The 17,589-nt window shown below is 50.7% G+C and carries 16 protein-coding genes; 7 read left to right on the forward strand and 9 right to left on the reverse strand.

All coding sequences use genetic code 11. From position 1 onward, the window contains the following. The first annotated feature begins 156 nt into the window (after positions 1-156). Positions 157-3,060, forward strand: coding sequence for a M16 family metallopeptidase (locus BQ5591_RS14380; RefSeq protein WP_071149878.1), 2,904 nt, complete (start codon positions 157-159; stop codon positions 3,058-3,060). Between the two features lie 293 nt (positions 3,061-3,353). Here BQ5591_RS14380 and BQ5591_RS14385 read toward each other — a convergent pair whose 3' ends face one another. Continuing rightward, on the reverse strand, positions 3,354-3,983 hold the full coding sequence (locus BQ5591_RS14385; RefSeq protein WP_022162530.1) for a trimeric intracellular cation channel family protein: 630 nt from the start codon (positions 3,981-3,983) through the stop codon (positions 3,354-3,356). A gap of 88 nt (positions 3,984-4,071) precedes the next feature. Here BQ5591_RS14385 and BQ5591_RS14390 point away from each other — a divergent pair, with 88 nt between their 5' ends. Beyond that, entirely contained in the window at positions 4,072-5,166 is a 1,095-nt protein-coding gene (locus BQ5591_RS14390; protein ID WP_071149879.1) for a UDP-N-acetyl glucosamine 2-epimerase, read from the forward strand. A 287-nt stretch (positions 5,167-5,453) separates the two neighbouring features. On the opposite strand, the gene BQ5591_RS14395 is transcribed toward BQ5591_RS14390, so the two are convergent. The 3 genes from BQ5591_RS14395 to BQ5591_RS14405 form a co-directional block, all read right to left on the reverse strand. Continuing rightward, positions 5,454-6,074: a LysO family transporter gene (locus tag BQ5591_RS14395; protein WP_022162025.1), complete on the reverse strand. Its 621-nt coding sequence runs from the start codon at positions 6,072-6,074 to the stop codon at positions 5,454-5,456. Then, positions 6,064-6,351: a LysO family transporter gene (locus BQ5591_RS14400; protein ID WP_071149880.1), complete on the reverse strand. Its 288-nt coding sequence runs from the start codon at positions 6,349-6,351 to the stop codon at positions 6,064-6,066. Before BQ5591_RS14400 ends, BQ5591_RS14395 begins: the two co-directional genes overlap by 11 nt. A gap of 155 nt (positions 6,352-6,506) precedes the next feature. Next, entirely contained in the window at positions 6,507-6,686 is a 180-nt protein-coding gene (locus BQ5591_RS14405; RefSeq protein ID WP_071149881.1) for a hypothetical protein, read from the reverse strand. A 222-nt stretch (positions 6,687-6,908) separates the two neighbouring features. Here BQ5591_RS14405 and BQ5591_RS14410 point away from each other — a divergent pair, with 222 nt between their 5' ends. Next, positions 6,909-8,279 (forward strand): MATE family efflux transporter, encoded by a 1,371-nt coding sequence (locus tag BQ5591_RS14410; protein ID WP_113740924.1) that lies wholly within the window; start codon positions 6,909-6,911, stop codon positions 8,277-8,279. A 14-nt stretch (positions 8,280-8,293) separates the two neighbouring features. After that, positions 8,294-9,451 carry a glycerate kinase family protein gene (locus BQ5591_RS14415; RefSeq protein WP_071149883.1) on the forward strand — a complete coding sequence of 386 codons (1,158 nt, stop codon included), beginning with the start codon at positions 8,294-8,296 and terminating at the stop codon, positions 9,449-9,451. A 205-nt stretch (positions 9,452-9,656) separates the two neighbouring features. Here BQ5591_RS14415 and BQ5591_RS14420 read toward each other — a convergent pair whose 3' ends face one another. The 5 genes from BQ5591_RS14420 to BQ5591_RS14440 all read right to left on the reverse strand — a co-directional run bounded on the left by BQ5591_RS14420 (position 9,657) and on the right by BQ5591_RS14440 (position 14,891). Beyond that, positions 9,657-10,904, reverse strand: a complete 1,248-nt coding sequence (locus tag BQ5591_RS14420; protein ID WP_071149884.1) for a DUF1015 domain-containing protein — start codon at positions 10,902-10,904, stop codon at positions 9,657-9,659. A 6-nt stretch (positions 10,905-10,910) separates the two neighbouring features. After that, positions 10,911-11,117 carry a hypothetical protein gene (locus tag BQ5591_RS14425; protein WP_071149885.1) on the reverse strand — a complete coding sequence of 69 codons (207 nt, stop codon included), beginning with the start codon at positions 11,115-11,117 and terminating at the stop codon, positions 10,911-10,913. Between the two features lie 16 nt (positions 11,118-11,133). Continuing rightward, on the reverse strand, positions 11,134-12,054 hold the full coding sequence (locus BQ5591_RS14430) for an NAD(P)-dependent oxidoreductase (RefSeq protein WP_071149886.1): 921 nt from the start codon (positions 12,052-12,054) through the stop codon (positions 11,134-11,136). Between the two features lie 124 nt (positions 12,055-12,178). Beyond that, a complete protein-coding gene (gene serC / locus BQ5591_RS14435; RefSeq protein WP_022163271.1) occupies positions 12,179-13,246 on the reverse strand; it encodes a 3-phosphoserine/phosphohydroxythreonine transaminase in 1,068 nt (355 codons plus the stop codon). Between the two features lie 325 nt (positions 13,247-13,571). Next, positions 13,572-14,891, reverse strand: coding sequence for a DEAD/DEAH box helicase (locus BQ5591_RS14440; RefSeq protein WP_071149887.1), 1,320 nt, complete (start codon positions 14,889-14,891; stop codon positions 13,572-13,574). Between the two features lie 468 nt (positions 14,892-15,359). Between BQ5591_RS14440 and BQ5591_RS14445 the strand changes: the two genes are divergently transcribed. The 3 genes from BQ5591_RS14445 (at position 15,360) to BQ5591_RS14455 (ending at position 17,546) form a co-directional block, all read left to right on the forward strand. Further along, complete coding sequence (locus BQ5591_RS14445; RefSeq protein WP_162841932.1) at positions 15,360-16,484, forward strand: Fic family protein; 1,125 nt, start codon at positions 15,360-15,362, stop codon at positions 16,482-16,484. 396 nt (positions 16,485-16,880) lie between these two features. Then, positions 16,881-17,078, forward strand: a complete 198-nt coding sequence (locus BQ5591_RS14450) for a hypothetical protein (RefSeq protein WP_022163017.1) — start codon at positions 16,881-16,883, stop codon at positions 17,076-17,078. Positions 17,079-17,129: 51 nt separating this feature from the next. Then, positions 17,130-17,546, forward strand: coding sequence for a DUF5053 domain-containing protein (locus BQ5591_RS14455; protein WP_071150742.1), 417 nt, complete (start codon positions 17,130-17,132; stop codon positions 17,544-17,546). Positions 17,547-17,589: the final 43 nt, after the last annotated feature.

Below are 17,589 nucleotides of genomic sequence, written 5' to 3' on the forward strand. Positions count from 1 at the left end.
ATCAGTTTTTGAGTTTTTTAGTTTTTAAGTTGGGGGAATACAAACCCAAAAGAACGAAGAACTCAAAAACTTAAAAGCCCAATAACCGAGAAACTCAAGAACTTAAGAACTCAAAAACTCAGAAACTTAAAAACCCAAAACTAAATAACTTACTTTATGAAATCATTGAAATTGCAGTCGATTCTTCTGCTGGCTTTCGCATTGCTTGCCCTGCCCTCCTTCGGACAAGGGCTGAAAGCCTTCAAACTGAAGAACGGTCTTTCCGTATATATATGGGAAGACAACACCAAGTCCGACGTGTATGGTATCGTAGCCTGCCGCACCGGTTCGGTCAACGACCCGGCCGAGTACACCGGTCTGGCCCACTATCTGGAGCACGTCATGTTCAAAGGTACCGACAAGATCGGCGCCCTGGACTGGGAAAAGGAAAAGCCCATCTACGAACAGATCATCGCCAAGTACGATGAAATGGCCGAAGAGACCGACCCGCTGAAGAAAGAAGCCATCGGAAAAGAGATCAACGACCTGACCGTGGAAGAAGGCAAGATCAGCGTTTCCAACGAGTTTATGAACCTCATCGAGAGCATGGGTGGAAAAGGCCTGAACGCAGGTACCAGCTACGACGTCACCTACTACCACAACTCGTTCCCCCCGTACCAGATCAACAAATGGCTCGAAATCTATTCGCAACGCCTCATCAACCCCGTATTCCGCCTGTTCCAGACCGAGCTGGAAAGTGTGTACGAGGAATATAATATGTATCAGGACGACCCCGGAAGCGTACAACGCGAGTTTATATCGAGCAAGGCATTCGAGGGACATCCCTATGCGCGCCCCATCATCGGCCTGCCCGAACACCTGAAGAACCCGCGCCTGAGCAAGCTCATCGAGTTCTACAACAACTGGTACACCCCCGAAAACATGGTACTGATTCTGGTGGGCAACGTCAACGCACAGCAGATCAGCGGACGCATCAACGCCACCTTCGGACGCCTGCCCAAACGCCCCACGCCCGAACGCAAGACCTACCCCGACCTCGACATCAAGGGACGCAAGCAGTACACCGCCAAGGTGGGCTACTACCCCATGGTATGCCTGGCCTATAAGGGCGTGCCCTCGGGACATCCCGACGAGAAACCGCTGGAGATAGCCATGTCGCTGCTGCACAACAGCAGCAACACCGGCACGCTGGACAAGCTGACCCTGGACGGCGAACTGACCAGCTGCGGAGCCTCAACCGACTTCCGCCGCGAGCAGGGACGCAACATGGTGTATGCCATCCCCCTGTACGACGAGAACCAGCGCCGCTTCGAGTCGAACAAGAGTGCCGAGAAGAAAGCCCTGAAAGCCATCGAGCAGATTGCCAACGGCGAATTTGAAGACTGGCAGATCGAAGCCATCAAGGCCAACATGTGCCGCGACTTCGACCTGACCATGGAGTCGAACACCAACAAGGCCATGATACTGATGCAGGCCTTCATCAACGAAGAAGATCTGGGCAAAGTGCTCAGCTACAAGGACGAAATCATGGCCATCACCACCGAAGACATCAAGCGCGTGGCCAAGCAATACCTGACCGGCAACTACCTGGCCCTTTACATCGAAAAGGGCAAGACCGGCAACAGCGGAAAAATCAAGAAGCCCGGCTACAAGCCCATCGAGCCGCCCGTAGGCAAGCAGTCGCTCTACGCCCTGCAGTTCAAGAGCATGCCCATCGGACATGTCGAGGAAAAGTTCATCGACTTTACCGACGTGCAGGTCAAGAAGCTGAACGACCGCTCGAAGATGTACTATTCGGTCAATCCCGAAAACAACGTGTTCAGCCTCACCCTGCGATACGGCGTGGGCGAACGCGAGTTCCCCAAGCTGGGCATTGCCGCACAGCTGATGAACGATGCCGGCGTGATGGGTGCCTACCAGCCCCAGCAGCTGAAGGAAGAGCTGAGCAAGCTGAACGCCACCTGCAGCGTAAGCGCCAGCGACAACTACCTGTACATCACCATGGAGGGCTACGAAGCAACCTTGCCGCAAGCCTGCCAGCTGCTGTCGCGCCAGATCCTGATGCCGCAGCTGGACGAAAAGCAGCTGGCACGTATCAAAGGCTCGCTTCTGGGCGCACGCCAGCAGCGTAAGGAGAATGTGAACACCCTGTCGTCTGCCCTGATGCAGTACATGATCTATCAGGACAAGTCGAGCTTCATCGACGAACTGACCGATAAGGAAATCTACGAACTCTCCATCTCCGAGCTGACCGGCGACATCAACCGCGCCGCCAACTACGAGGCCGAAATCTTCTACTGCGGCACGATGCCTTTCGACAATGCTTACGACATCCTCAGCAAGAACCTGCCGCTGGTTGCCAACGAACGCCCATCGACCTCGCCGCAAGACAAGCCGCTGGCCTCTGTCACCGAGAATACGGTTTACTTCCTGCCCAACTCCGACGCCGAACAGGCACAGATCTGGTTCTTCATGCCATTGGGCCAGTACGACAAGAAAGATGACGTGCTGCGCGACGCCTTCAACCAGTACTTCTCCGGAGGTTTCAACGGACTGGTGATGAACGAAATCCGCGAAAAACGTTCCATGGCCTACTCGGCCGGAGCCTACATCGGCACGCCTGCCCTGCCCGGCAACCCGACTTATCTGTTTGGCAACATCGGCACACAGAACGACAAGGCCAACGACGCGCTGGACGTATTCATGGGTCTGGTGACCGACATGCCGAAGAATGCCGACCGCATCGACAACATCAAGAGCTACATGCGCCAGGAAGCGCTGACCACTCACCCGTCGTTCCGCAGCAAGGCCGAGACCCTCAACTCGCTGCAACGCGTCGGCTATAGCGAAGACCCTGCCAAGGAAAACCTGCCGAAAATCGATGCCCTGACCTTCGACGACATCGTGAAGTTCTACGAAGACAACATCAAGGGCAAGCCCTACTGCATCGGCATCATGGGCAACCCGAAGGACATCGACGTGAAGAAGTTGGAGAAATACGGCAAAGTTGTCCGACTGAACGACCGCAAGCTGTTCAACACGAAGGATACGCTGTTTTAATGAAGAATGAAATAAATGAAGAATGAAGAATGAGGAATGAAGAATTGGGTTTCTAATTCCCTTTAACTCCTAAAAATTCCTCATTCTTCATTGTCATGCTGAACGTAGTGAAGCATCTCACTTCAGCTGGCTGTCGAGATTCTTCGCTGTCGCTCAGAATGACAGATACATTCTTAATTCTTCATTCTTAATTTATTTGATTCAGGCACGGACCGCACGGAAAATACGGAGAAAAAAATAAATACTCCGCGAAAATCCGTGTAATCCGTGCCTGAACTGTTTTCTCTCCGCTCCTACCGCTTCTCCTCTTCCTCGCCCGCACCCGAAAGGATGGGCAGGCAAATCTTATACTTGACGGCCAGGATACGAGCCAGAAATACCGACACGCCGCCCACAATCTGGCAGATATACGCATCCAGACCCACCAGCTGGCAGAGGAAATAAACAGTACCGCCCACCACACAGGCCATCGCATAAATCTCCTTGCGGAAAATCAGCGGAATCTCGTTGATGAACACGTCGCGGAACACACCGCCTGCCGCACCCGTAATGCTGCCCATGATGATGGCCACCCAGAAGGGATAGCCCAGCAGGATGCTCTTCTCCACACCCACCACAGTGAACAGGGCCAGACCGATGCTGTCGAAAATGAAGAACGTGTTGTTCAGATGAATCAGATGCTTTCCGAACAGAATCACCCACAGCAGGGCCAGACCGGTACAGATCAGGTAAATGGGATCGGTCATCCAGCCGGGAGTGACGTCGAGCAACAAGTCGCGAATGGTACCTCCGCCAATGGCGGTCACAAAGCCTACAACGTATGCCCCGAACCAGTCGAACCGCTTGGCCGAAGCTAAACGGATGCCGCTGATGGCAAAGGCAAACGTACCTATAAAATCGAGAATCTGAACAAATGTTGGCATATCACATCAATTTTATCAGCAAAGTAACAAATAAATTCCCTAAGAAACCGTATTTTTGTCTCATCATTTTTTCATCTTGACTCAAATAATGAAAATAACAATCGTATCGGGCGCACGTCCCAACTTCATGAAGATAGCGCCCATCTGCCGTGCCATCGACGCGGCAAGGGAAAGCGGAAAGGACATTACCTACCGCATAGTATATACAGGCCCCGAAGCCGACAACAGCCTGGAAGCCTCGCTCTTCTCCGACCTGAACATGAGGAAGCCCGACGCCTGCCTGGGCGTAAGCGCGCAAGGACAGTCGGAAACGGCAGCCGCCATCATGCTGGCCTTCGAAAAAGAACTCGATGCCCACCCCGCACAGGTGATACTCGTGGTCGACGACCTGACAGCCACCATGAGCTGCGCCATCGTAGCCAAAAAGCGCGGACTGAAGGTGGCACACGTCATCGCCGGAACCCGCTCGTTCGACATGAACATGCCGCGCGAGGTGAACCGCACCATCGTCGACGCCATCTCCGACTACCTGTTCACTGCCGGCATGGTGGCCAACCGCAACCTGAACCAGGAAGGCATGATCCCCGAATACATCCACTACGTGGGCAACATCCTCATCGACAACATACGCTACAACCGCCACCGGCTGATACAGCCCCGCTGGTTCGACTCGCTGGGACTGAAGAAGGGCAACTACCTGCTGCTGACGCTCAACCGCCACGACCTGCTCGACAAAAAAGCCGTCGTACAGTCGCTGCTGCAGACCGTCATCGAAAAAGCCGACGGCATGCCCATCGTGGCTCCGCTGCACCCCTACGTGGAGAAGGCCGTCAAGGCACTCGACCTGCCCGCCGCCAACCTGCACATCCTGCCGCCCCAAAGCTACCTGCACTTCGGCTTCCTCATCAACCAGGCCAAAGGCATCGTCACCGACTCGGGCAACATCGCCGAAGAAGCCACCTTCCTCGACGTGCCCTGCATCACGCTGAACACCTACGCCGAACACCCCGAAACATGGCGCATCGGCACCAACGAGCTGGTGGGCGAAAACTCGTTTGCACTGGCTGCCGCCCTCGACAAGCTGCTGCACGGCGACTGGAAGCACACCACCCTGCCCGACCGCTGGGACGGACGCACCGCCGAACGCATCGTGCAGACACTGATCAATGGCGAAAAACTCTGACAGAAAGAAAAATGTCAGCCTGAATACCGGTAGTAAATAAAATATCTTCAACAGCGTTGAGATAATTCTTCACTGGTGTTCAGGCTGACAAATATAAAATTAATTCATCTATTTGTTATTGGGGAAATTTAATCTACATTCAATAGCAAAGTCTACACATCTTCGCATTGAATGATGTCTACTATTTGGAAATAAAAATCAGAAAATCATTCCGACTCAAGGATTGATTTTTATCTGTCACCTCCGCGGCTGGCTGACGGGCATCAGCGGCAGCCCCTTAGTTAGCATCACAGACTACAGAACAGCTTCACAAAGATGGGTACGCTCAAGTCGATCAGGATGCCATGAAAGATAGCTATCGGCATCATCTCCTTCCCCGAACAACGGGCAATGGAAGGCAGAAGGACGTCCATCGAATTGACACCTGCTGCCGAAATAGGTGCCAGACGGCCAAAGTATTTCCGTATCAGCGGTGCGCCTACCAGCGACATCATCTCGCGGATAATATTGCTCAGCAAAGCAATCGTACCCAGCTCGGTAGCCAGTTGCAGGCCGATAGAGGGCTCCTTGAACTGAGTGATCAGGATGGACGACAGCGAATAGTATGCGAATCCACTGCCCACTGCCATGCAATCGAACACGCTCCACTGGCTCAACAGCAAGCTGGCAATGGCCGAAAAAATCAGTGTACCGGTAATGGTGGCCAACGGAACCAGCAGCATCTTCGGACTTAGCTGCTTCAGCTCACTGCGCAAAACTTTATTACTGCCCAGTCCGATGCCCACCTGCAACATCAGCGCATAAAGGATGCAAAGCGACCAGTTGTGCATATCAGCCTCCGGATGCCAGTAAGTTCCTGCCAGACATCCCACGGCAAAAATGGCAATAACGATCAGACTATTCTTCATTTCTTTCCTCTCCTTTCTTGAAAAACAATTGAAATACGATACGGGCTGCCACGATGCTGCCACTCAAACTTAAAACGGCCAGTATAGCTGCCTGCCATCCGAATCGTCCCAAATTGTCCACAATCAGATGATTCGACCCGATGGACAATCCCAACACAAAAAGCAAGGCAAATACGGTCAGCGAAGTAGTTTTCTCAATCTTCTGAAGAAACTTTCCTTCGTGCAGAAAATGGCCGATAACAAAACCAGCCAACATAGTAGATATAATGCTGAACATAACTTTTGATTACAAGAAAAAAGTTGTGGTAAATTTTATAGCACACACATCATCGGATCCCGATGTAAAGCAGGACCTGAATAGGTAACTCCCCCTCTGTCTACAATAAAGACAGGAAGGAGGAGATTATAAAAAAATTACATGGAGAGTCGGACTTAGATAAAACCACTGAACCAGTGCACATGCACCGTCTGCTGGCTGTCTGTACCATTCTGCTGGCAGACAGGCCGATAGGACGCGTAAAAAGTATAATTCATCATCTGGTTCATAAGTTTCTTTCTGTTTTCGGCGGCAAAGGTAGAACTTTTCTGCATATATTCCAAATAAATATTCATTTTTAATTGCGTCACTAACTTTTTCAGGTTTAGTATTTACTAATGGGTGCTCGGATTACCTTCCACGGTATATTCCCATATAATCCCACACCTAAAGCAGAAGAAACTGCTCGCAAAACTTTCTACACCGGCTGCCGGCAGCTTAAAAACTTTCTTCCGAACATTTGTGTATCTGGTACGCATGACGTAATTTTGGCACAATTTACAATCATACCAATGCGCATTACCAATCAAGGAAATCTGACGGAAGGAAGCATTACGGGAACCATGCTCCGCTTTGCTTTTCCGCTGATGCTGGGCAACCTGCTGCAGCAGTGCTACAACATTGCCGATACGCTCATCGTTGGCCGCGTACTGGGTGCACAGGCACTGGCCGCGGTAGGCTCGTCGTATGCCCTCATCATATTTGTAACGTCTGTCTTTATCGGTCTTTGCATGGGATGCAGTGCTGTGTTCTCCATGCAATATGGCGCACGCGATCTGGCAGCCATGCGGCGCAGCATCTTTTCCGCCATGCTGATTGTCGGTGGTGTCACCCTCCTGCTCAACATTATATCGCTGGCCTTTCTGACTCCTATCATCCGCCTGCTGCAAACACCGGCCGAAGTCGAACAGATGACCTACCGCTATCTGTTTATCGTCTTTCTGGGCATGATACCGGTCTGCATCTACAACTTCTATGCTTTTCTGCTCCGTGCCATAGGCAATTCGGTCGTACCACTGGTATTTCTGCTGGTATCGGTCGTTCTCAACATCGGGCTCGACCTTGCCCTGATGCTTGGTCTGGGCATGGGAGTGGAAGGAGCTGCCTGGGCCACGGTAATAGCGCAAACCGTAGCCGCCATAGGGCTGTATGCCTACACACACAGCCATTTCCCCGAACTTCGGCTGTCGCAAGCCGACCGCGTGACCGACTTCCGTTCCATCCGCCGCATCGCTTCCTACTCGTTCCTGACGTGTGTGCAGCAATCGGTCATGAACTTCGGTATCCTAATGGTGCAAGGCCTAGTCAATACGTTTGGCACCGCCGTCATGGCTGCCTTCGCCGCTGCGGTCAAGATAGACTCTTTCGCCTACATGCCCGTGCAGGATTTTGGCAACGCCTTCTCCACCTTCATCGCCCAGAACTACGGTGCCGGCCGGCACGAACGCATCCGTCGTGGCATCCGTAGCGCCGTGGTGCTGACTACCGTTTTCGCCCTGCTGGTTTCGGCTGCCGTCTTTGTCTTGTCGCCATGGCTGATGTCGCTGTTTGTTCCACCCTCCGAAACCGGCATCATCGCCATAGGCGTAGAGTATCTCCGCATCGAAGGCAGCTTCTATGTAGGCATCGGCTACCTGTTTCTGCTCTACGGTTTCTACCGTGCCGTAGCCCTACCCTCCATGTCGGTAGTTCTGACCGTCATTTCACTGGGCAGCCGCGTGCTACTGGCCTACGTACTGGCAGCCATTCCTTCGGTGGGCTACACCGGCATCTGGTGGTCGGTACCCATTGGCTGGGCACTGGCCGACGTGGCAGGCGTATGGTACTACCGGCGAAAACTGTCCGACCGGCTGCGCCCGACAGACTGCACAGCATCGTGTTCACCCTAATCATCCGTTCACTCATGAGAAAAGTAATTCTTGCCATTGATTCCTTTAAAGGCTGCCTCAGTTCGAAAGAGGCAGAAACAGCCGCCGCACAGGGCATACGCCACGCATTCCCCACGTGTGAAACCATCTGCCTGCCCGTGGCCGACGGCGGAGAAGGCATGCAGAGAGTCCTGACCGAAGCCTTGAACGGTCGGGAAATCCGGTTGTCAGCCCACGACCCGTTGATGCAGATGCGCCAGACGGCATACGGTCTGTCGGGCGACGGTACAACGGCTTTTATCGAAATGGCCGCCATCAGCGGGCTACCGTTAGTTCCGCTCCGGCAGCGCAATCCGTCGCTGACCACCACCTACGGAACGGGCGAACTGATCAAAGATGCCCTGAACCGCGGCTGCCGTCGTTTCGTCATCGGGCTGGGAGGCAGTGCCACCAACGATGCAGGACTGGGTATGCTGCAAGCCCTGGGGTTCCGCTTCCGGGACAGGTACGGCAACGAATTAGGTAAAGCCCAACCCATGTGCGGGCAACTGCTGAACGAGATAGCCTTCATTGACTCCTCCACCGCCCTACCTGCGTTGCGCGAAGCCCGTTTCACCGCCGCCTGCGATGTATGCAATCCGTTCTTCGGTCCCGAAGGAGCCGCCTGCGTCTTTGCACCGCAAAAGGGAGCAGACCCGGAAATGGTGGCAGCACTGGACAAAGGACTGCAACACCTGGCGCAAGTCATCCGGCAGACCACCGGACGCGACATCGCCACCTTACCCGGCGCCGGAGCAGCCGGAGGCATGGGAGGCACCTTGTCTGCCCTGCTCAACGCCGAACTGAAGCCCGGCATAGACTTGCTGCTCGACCTGACGGACTTTGACAAGCTAATCGAAGGTGCCGACCTCATCATCACCGGCGAAGGAAAATCGGACCGCCAGACGGTGATGGGCAAAGTTCCGTCGGGCATCCTGAAACGGGCCAGGCGGCAAGGCATCCCCGTCATCCTCGTATCCGGCAGCATCGAAGATGCCGATATCCTGAACCAGGCCGGCTTCCGTGCCGCCTTTTCCATTACTCCGGCTCCGATGTCTTTGGAAGAAGCCATGCGACCGTCCACGGCCTGCCGAAACATCATGCAGACCGTCGAACAGATCTGCCGGATATGGGACGGAACGTCTGTTTTATAAAGCCTTCCACTGAAACAAGCATAAACGGGCATAAAAAGAGAGTGTATCAAATGAAGAAACGGCTTTTCTCAGGCATGGATTACACGGAGATTCACGGATTACTTCTTCTTCCGGGTAATTCTGTGCTCATTTCACATAAGCCAGTTATTCTTCAATTGATACACTCTCTATATACTCGGCGTCAAGCAACGACGCAACCTTCTCTTTAAGAAAGCTTGTGGATAATCAGTCCTGAACGCAACTTAGGTTCGAACCACGTTGTCTTGGGAGGCATGATGTTGCCCGTATCGGCAATATCCATCAGCTGCTTCATGCTGACCGGATAGAGTGCCAGTGCCATCTTCATCTCGCCACTGTCCACACGGCGCTTCAACTCGCCCAATCCACGGATTCCGCCGACAAAGTCAATGCGCTTGTCCGAACGGAGGTCCTTGATGCCCAATATCTCGTCGAGAATCAGGTTGGAAGAAATCGTCACGTCAAGCACCCCGATCGGGTCGTTATCGTCGTAAGTACCCGGTTTGGCAGTCAGGCTGTACCACTTGCCGTCCAGATAAAGCGAGAAGTTGTGCAGACAGGCCGGTTTGTAGATCTCGGCGCCCTTTTCCTCTACATCGAAATGACGGCTTACCGCTTCAAGGAACTGTGCAGGAGTCAGACCGTTCAGATCCTTCACGACACGGTTGTAGTCGATAATCGTCAGTTGGTTGGCAGGGAAGCACACCGCCATGAAGTAGTTATACTCTTCATCGCCCCGGTGATTCGGGTTCTGCTTTGCCTTCTCGGCACCAACCAACGCTGCAGCGGCACTGCGGTGGTGTCCGTCGGCAATGTAGAGAGCCGGCATCTTGGCAAACTCGCGGGTAATGGCAGCGATATCTTCCGGACGGTCAATCACCCAGAATGTATGACCGAAACCATCGTCAGGAGCCACAAAGTCGTACACGGGCGGCTGTGCCGTATAGCGGGCAATCAGCGCATCAAGCGTCTTGTTGTCGGGATAGGCAAAAAAGACCGGTTCGATGTTCGCATTGTTCACGCGGACGTGTTTCATGCGGTCTTCTTCCTTGTCGCGGCGGGTCAGCTCATGCTTCCTGATGACACCGTTCATGTAGTCGGGCACGTAAGCGCCTACCACCAGTCCGAACTGCGTCTTGCCATTCATCGTCTGGGCATAGATGTAATAGTTTTCTTTCTCGTCCTGCACCAGCCAGCCTTTATCCTGGAATTTCTGGAAATTCTCGGCAGCCTTCTGGTAAACACGCGGATCGTGTTCGTCGGTACCTACAGGGAAGTCTATCTCGGGCTTGATAATGTGGTAGAGAGACATCTCATTGCCTTCGGCCTCGGCACGCGCTTCTTCAGAGTTCAGCACGTCGTAAGGGCGGGAAGCTACTTTTTCCACCAGCTCTTTGGGGGGACGGAGTCCCTTGAATGGTTTGATTGTTGCCATAAATACTCAGTTTTCTTTTGAAGTTGTTTTCATTCTACGCTTAAAGGCAAACACTATTTCGAAGGCTGCCACGCACAACAGAAGCAATGCCATTCCCTGTAAAAAGCCTTCCGCATAATCGGACATGCTGACCAGACCTGTCAACCCGTTCAGCGAAACAGCCAATATCAACGGAATGTATATCTGTATGCACTCTTTGGTTTCCTTCTTCATAGCCGTACCTTTTATTTTATTTGTTCACGCGGAACTTCTCGCAACCGTCTTTCAGGAAGCCTACAATCTGTTTAGCGGCAGCAATACCGGCATTGATGTTGGCTTCGGCGGTCTGTGCACCCATCTTCTTGGGTGTAGAGAAATAGCGACCTGCAAACTTGGCAGCAAACGTTTCGTGAGCAGCCGGCATGATGTCGGTCATGTACTTCAGGTCGGTACGCTCTTCCATCAGCTGAATCAGTTCGGCCTCGTTGATAACCTCCTTACGGGCTGTGTTCACCAGCAGTCCGCCTTTCGGCATCTTGCCTACCAAAGCATGATTGATAGAGTTCTTTGTTTCGGCAGTAGCCGGAATATGCAAGGAAACGACATCACATGTAGCGTACAGTTCCTCGGCCGAACCAACCGCTTTCACGCCATCATTTTCGATAACCTCTTTCGGGCAGAATGCGTCGTAAGCATAGATTTCCATGCCAAATCCCTTGGCGATGCGTGCCACGTTGCGACCTACATTTCCATAGGCATGGATACCCAGTTTCTTACCTTTCAACTCCGTGCCCGAAGTACCGTTATACATATTGCGCACAGCCATCACCATCAGTCCGAAAGCCAGTTCGGCTACGGCGTTCGAGTTCTGTCCCGGCGTATTCATCACACATACATTGTGAGCAGTAGCAGCTTCCAGGTCTACATTGTCGTAACCGGCACCGGCACGTACCACAATCTTCAGCTGCTTGGCAGCGTCCAATACTTCTGCGTCAATGATATCGCTGCGGATAATGATGGCATCGGCATCCTTTACCGCATCCAGTAACTTGGCTTTCTCACCATATTTTTCCAGCAGGGCCAATTCGTAGCCTGCTGCTTCTATTTCCTTACGAATACCGTCTACGGCCACTTTGGCAAACGGTTTGTCTGTTGCAACTAATACTTTCATAGTTTTATGATATTAGAAAAAAAATTCACCACAGAATACACCCATCATCACAGCCATCATCCGAAAAAGAGTATCTGTGGTAATCTGTGCAATCTGTGGTGAACTATAATTGGTTTATTTCAGATTAATGAAGTTTCTCGAATTCTTGCATGCAGTCGATCAGAGCCTGTACACTTTCCTTCGGCATGGCGTTATAGCACGATGCACGGAAACCGCCAACCGAACGATGTCCCTTGATACCTACCATACCCTTTTCGGTAGCAAACTTCAGGAAGTCAGCTTCCAGATCCTTGTATTCGGGAGCCATAACGAAGCAGATGTTCATGCGCGAACGGTCTTCCTTGGCAGCTGTTCCCACAAACATCTTGTTGCGGTCGATTTCAGCGTACAGCATGTCAGCCTTTTCGATGGCACGGCGTTCCATTTCCTTCACGCCACCCTGAGCCTTGATCCAGCGCAATGTAAGCATGGCCGAGTAAATGGGCACTACCGGCGGTGTATTGAACATTGAACCGCCATCGATATGTGTCTGATAGTTCAGCATGGTCGGGATGTAACGCGAAACCTTGCCTACTGCATCGTTTTTCACAATGACGAACGTTACGCCGGCAGGAGCCAGATTCTTCTGTGCACCGCCATAGATACAGATATATTTGGACACGTCGACCGGACGCGAGAAAATATCAGAAGACATATCGGCAATCATCGGAACATTCACGTCAAGATCGTGCTTGATTTCGGTACCGAAAATAGTATTGTTCGTCGTGATGTGGAAATAATCGACGTCAGCAGGGATTGTATAGTCTTTCGGGATGAAAGTAAAGTTTGCGTCAGCCGAAGAAGCCACCTCTACTACTTCACCGAAAGCCTTTGCTTCCTTCATGGCTTTCTTGGCCCATGTACCGGTATTCAGATAGGCTGCTTTCTTTTCCAGGAAGTTGTAGGGGACCATGCAGAATTCCAGACTGGCACCACCACCCAAAAACAATACTGAATAACCTTCGGGAATATTAAGTAATTCTTTGAACAATGCCACAGCTTCGTCCACAACGGGCTGAAAATCTTTGGCACGATGGCTGATTTCCATCAGTGAGAGACCGGAACCGTTAAAGTCCAAGATAGCTTTCGCTGTGTCTTCGATCACCTCGCGCGGAAGGATGGAGGGTCCTGCATTGAAATTATGCTTTTTCATTTAAAGTGTGTTTTTGGTTATACAATTCGTTCATTTCTGTCTTTCGACATGGCGAAATTACGGAATTATTTCTTTAAAACAAATCTTTCCTTATGAAAAAACCATTTTTAAACGTATTTTCCTATCTTTTTATTGGTTTATACAGGAAATATACACCAATTTGTTACATATACTTGCCAAGTCACCTAACAAAAAGGCAAACTGAAAGTTTATGGCCTCCATTAGCAACTATTAAGCAGAAAAAACTGCAAATAAAATGCATATTTATCACATAGCACCTTTTCTAGTATGTTCAGCAGCATGTTTCCGCCGTTTTTCACTATTTTTATTTGGCTTCCTCGATGATTGTCTTCATCCCCTTGATCTTTTCGCCACGCACCAACGTCAACAGCTGTTTCACCTTGCTGCGACGCACAGCCACAAAGGCATAATGCTCTTTCACGTCTACCTGCCCCACATCCTCACGCGTCAGGCCACCTTTCTTATACAAGAAACCGACAATGTCCACCTTGTTCAGCTTGTCCTTCTTTCCTTTCCCTATATATAAGGTCGCCCATCGCGACTTCATCGGTTTGGGTATCTGCACCGGCATTTCAAAGCAAGGAACCTCATCGGACAGATACGCGGGCAGGTGTTCTTCGGGATGCAGTATCAGATAGGCCGATCCGCTGGCGTCCCATCGTGCCGTACGTCCGTTGCGGTGGGTAAAGGCTTCTTCGTTGACCGGCAAGTGGTAGTGCACCACGTTGTCCATACCCGGGATGTCGAGTCCGCGCGCAGCCAGGTCGGTCGACACCAGCACGGGGCTGCTTCCATTGCGAAACTTGTAAAGGGCTCGCTCACGGTCGGGTTGCTCCATGCCGCCGTGAAACATTTCGCAAGGAAACTTCCGCGAACGCAGGTACTGCACCACGCGCTCCACACTCTCACGGTAATTCACAAACACCAGCGTCGAGGCATTACCCAAGCAACACAACAGGTTGTACAGTGTCTCCAGCTTGTCCTTTTCAGGCGAAAGTACCTGTTGCAGGCTCAGACGTGCTCCGGTCTTTTCCGCCGGCAGGAAGTCGAGCTTCACCAGCCCCTCCCCGTCCACACCGGCAAACTGCGGAATCTCTTCGGCATCGGTTGCCGAAAGCAATACGCGCTTCCGTAGCGAAGGCAGCTGACCGATGACTTCAGCCATCTCGTCCTGAAAGCCGAACTCCAGACACTTGTCGAACTCGTCGATGACCAGCGTTGTCACCCGTCCGGCATCGAAATTCTGTTTCTGCAAATGGTCGTTCATGCGCCCCGGTGTGCCGATGATGACCGCCGGGTTCAGTCCCTTCATCGTACGGTGCTCGTCCATAGCCGGACGCCCGCCGTAACAGCTCATCGCCTTGAAAGGCGTATTCATGGCCTTGAACACGCCTTCTATCTGCAACGCCAGTTCGCGCGAGGGTACCAGCACCACTGCCTGCACGCCCTGCACATCGGGTTTCAACGAGCCTACCAGCGGCAAAAGGAAAGCCAACGTCTTACCCGACCCCGTGGGCGAAAGCAATACAAGGTTACAGCTGGCAGCATACGCCTTACAGGCAGCTTCCTGCATAGGGTTCAGCTGTTCGATATTCAAGTGATGAAGAATGTCCTGAAGTTCCATATAGCAAAATAGGTATTTACATAAAATCGGTTCAAAAATAGTGTTTTTTTCGCAAACGACTGACATCTTGTTGCTTTTAGGAACGGATTACGCGGAAATACACAGGGAAAGAAAATAAAGATGGAATCCTGCAAAACTTGCAAAACTTGCAAACTTGCATAGCCCTCACACCCACACACGCGCATGCGCATACGCGCGTACATTTAAATGCAAAAATAAGTTGTTTAATATTTAAGTTTCGGGTTTAATATTCCTTTGGAAAATAGAAGTTATCACTTTGCTTCGCAGTGTTAGAAGTTAAAGCCGATAATTTCATAAAGGAGGAGGCATAACAGCTAACTTTGCTACGAAACGTGTTTTATTAAATGCTGATAAATACTGATTTCACTGTTTCATGCGGATAATAAGCCGCAAAATTTGCGGTTTATTATCCGCAAAACCGTATATTTGCAGAAAACAGTGATGCCTATGTATATACATGAACATAAAGAATGGCCTTCCTTTTCGTGGGACAAGGAACTTGTCGGCGAGAAGCTGAACAAGGTAAACAAGGCTGTCGGCTATCTGATGGGACGTCTTAGTGTAATCGGTTTTAACGACAAGATGTCCGCCGTAGTTGAATCCATCTCCCATGACATCATTGCATCTTCAGAAATTGAAGGAGTGGAATTGAACAATGAGCAGGTACGTTCATCTGTAGCCCGCAAACTCGGAGTACAACTACCGAATCCGACCGAATCCTCACGATATATAGACGGAATAGTTGAAATGGCACTTGACGCAACCGTCAATTTCAACAGTCCGCTTACCCATGAAAGACTATTCGGCTGGCACAACTGCCTGTTTCCTACCGGATGGAGCGGTCCAACAAGAATAGATGTAGCCCGATACCGCAGTGGAGAGATGAAAGTTGTTTCTGGAATGTTCGGTCGGGAAAAGGTACATTATGTAGCGCCTGCTCCTGAAAAAATAGACGAAGAAATGAATCGGTTTCTGGACTGGTTCAATTCAGATACACATAACGGCTATGTCAAATCGGCAATAGCTCATTTGTGGTTTGTCTGTATCCATCCTTTCGATGACGGAAACGGACGAATCGGACGAGCCATTGCTGATATGGCACTTTCACAGGCTGAAAACTCAAAGATGCGTTTCTTCAGCATCTCCCATCAGATAAACAAAGATAAAAAACAGTATTACGACATATTGGAGAAAACACAGAAAGGAGATTGCGAGATTACAGAATGGATCACCTGGTATCTTGACTGCCTGCTCCGTTCCGTCGAGCAATCCGACGAAACATTGTCGAAGGTTCTTAACAAGGCCATATTCTGGCAAAAACATGCCGAAACAGTCCTGTCCGAACGACAACGCGAGGTCTTGAATTTATATTTGGACGGTTATCCCGGCAAACTGACGGCTAAGAACTGGGCAAAACGTGTAAAGGTATCGCCAGATACTGCAGCACGCGACATAAAAGACCTGGTAGAGAAAGGTATTCTGATACCTCAGCAAGGGCGGGTTCGTGACGTATTCTACGGAATCCGGTGTAGTGACTCTATCCTTGTCATCCCCATGCCTGAAGATTTATAATAGTTTCATACAAGCAGAACCCCCTACTATACCCCATTTTTTTCCTAACTAGGAAAAAAAATTTCTCTAACTGGGAAAATATTTTTTCCTAACTGGGAAAAAATAAGGGGTGTCTAAGTTCGCAAGTGCTCAACTTATTAGTTGACAATGCTTCAGTTAATAAGTCTACCAAGCTGGAACACCCTGTTTGACAAAGTGCCGCTTGAAACGGTTCGCTACAAACGCCTTGTCAACTCGTCAACTTATTGCTTGTCAACTGCAACTTGAGCTTACGAAGGTTGGGGTATTAATATATTTCAAGATAAAAAAATGATTGCCGCATAAACTTTTCTTTATGTGGGCTTGTACATAAAGAAAAGTTTATGTATCTTTGTTGTGTCAATAAAAGAACGAGAAATGGAAAAGGAAACAAGAATGAGGTTGTTGTCCAAATTGACCAAATTGAAGCTGATGTCGAAGATGTATGAGCATACCTTCCGCAATGCGGGAAACAAAATGAGCGAAAAAGAGATGAACGCATTGCTGGATGCGAAGCTCGAAACGGAAAGACAGATAGAGATGCTGGAAAAAATTCTGAATGACAGCGAAAAATGATTTATGAACAAGCCCCCTGCGACAGAGAGGGAGCACAATACTGTAACATATATGGCACTGAAAGATGATTTGAAAAAACTGAATGAAATTGCCCGTTCGGACGCACCAGACGCCATGGAGCGTTATACGGCCTTGTCTGATGAGATAACCGCCAAGTACCAGTCGCCGGAAGATGCGAGCGAGATAGCCGATTTCTTGTTGAACGGATATAAAGAACTGGGACAGGAGGCGGAGGAAATGATAAACTACGTGACCGTGAAACAGCAGATTGCCCCCTATGCTGACATTATTCCGCTGGGCTATATTGCCAAGAAATATTTCGGGAAGAGTACAGCCTGGCTGAGCCAACGCATCAACGGTACCAAAGTGAGGGGTAAGGTCTATACGCTGAGCAAAGAAGACCTGGAGACATTCAACTTTGCCTTGCAGGACATCAGCAGGAAACTTGGTTCCATATCCATAGCTTGACAGACGTTATATTGAACACCCTATTCCCCGCAGTTCGAGCCGC

Origin of the sequence: Bacteroides ndongoniae (assembly GCF_900108345.1) — a bacterium.
GTDB lineage: Bacteria > Bacteroidota > Bacteroidia > Bacteroidales > Bacteroidaceae > Bacteroides > Bacteroides ndongoniae.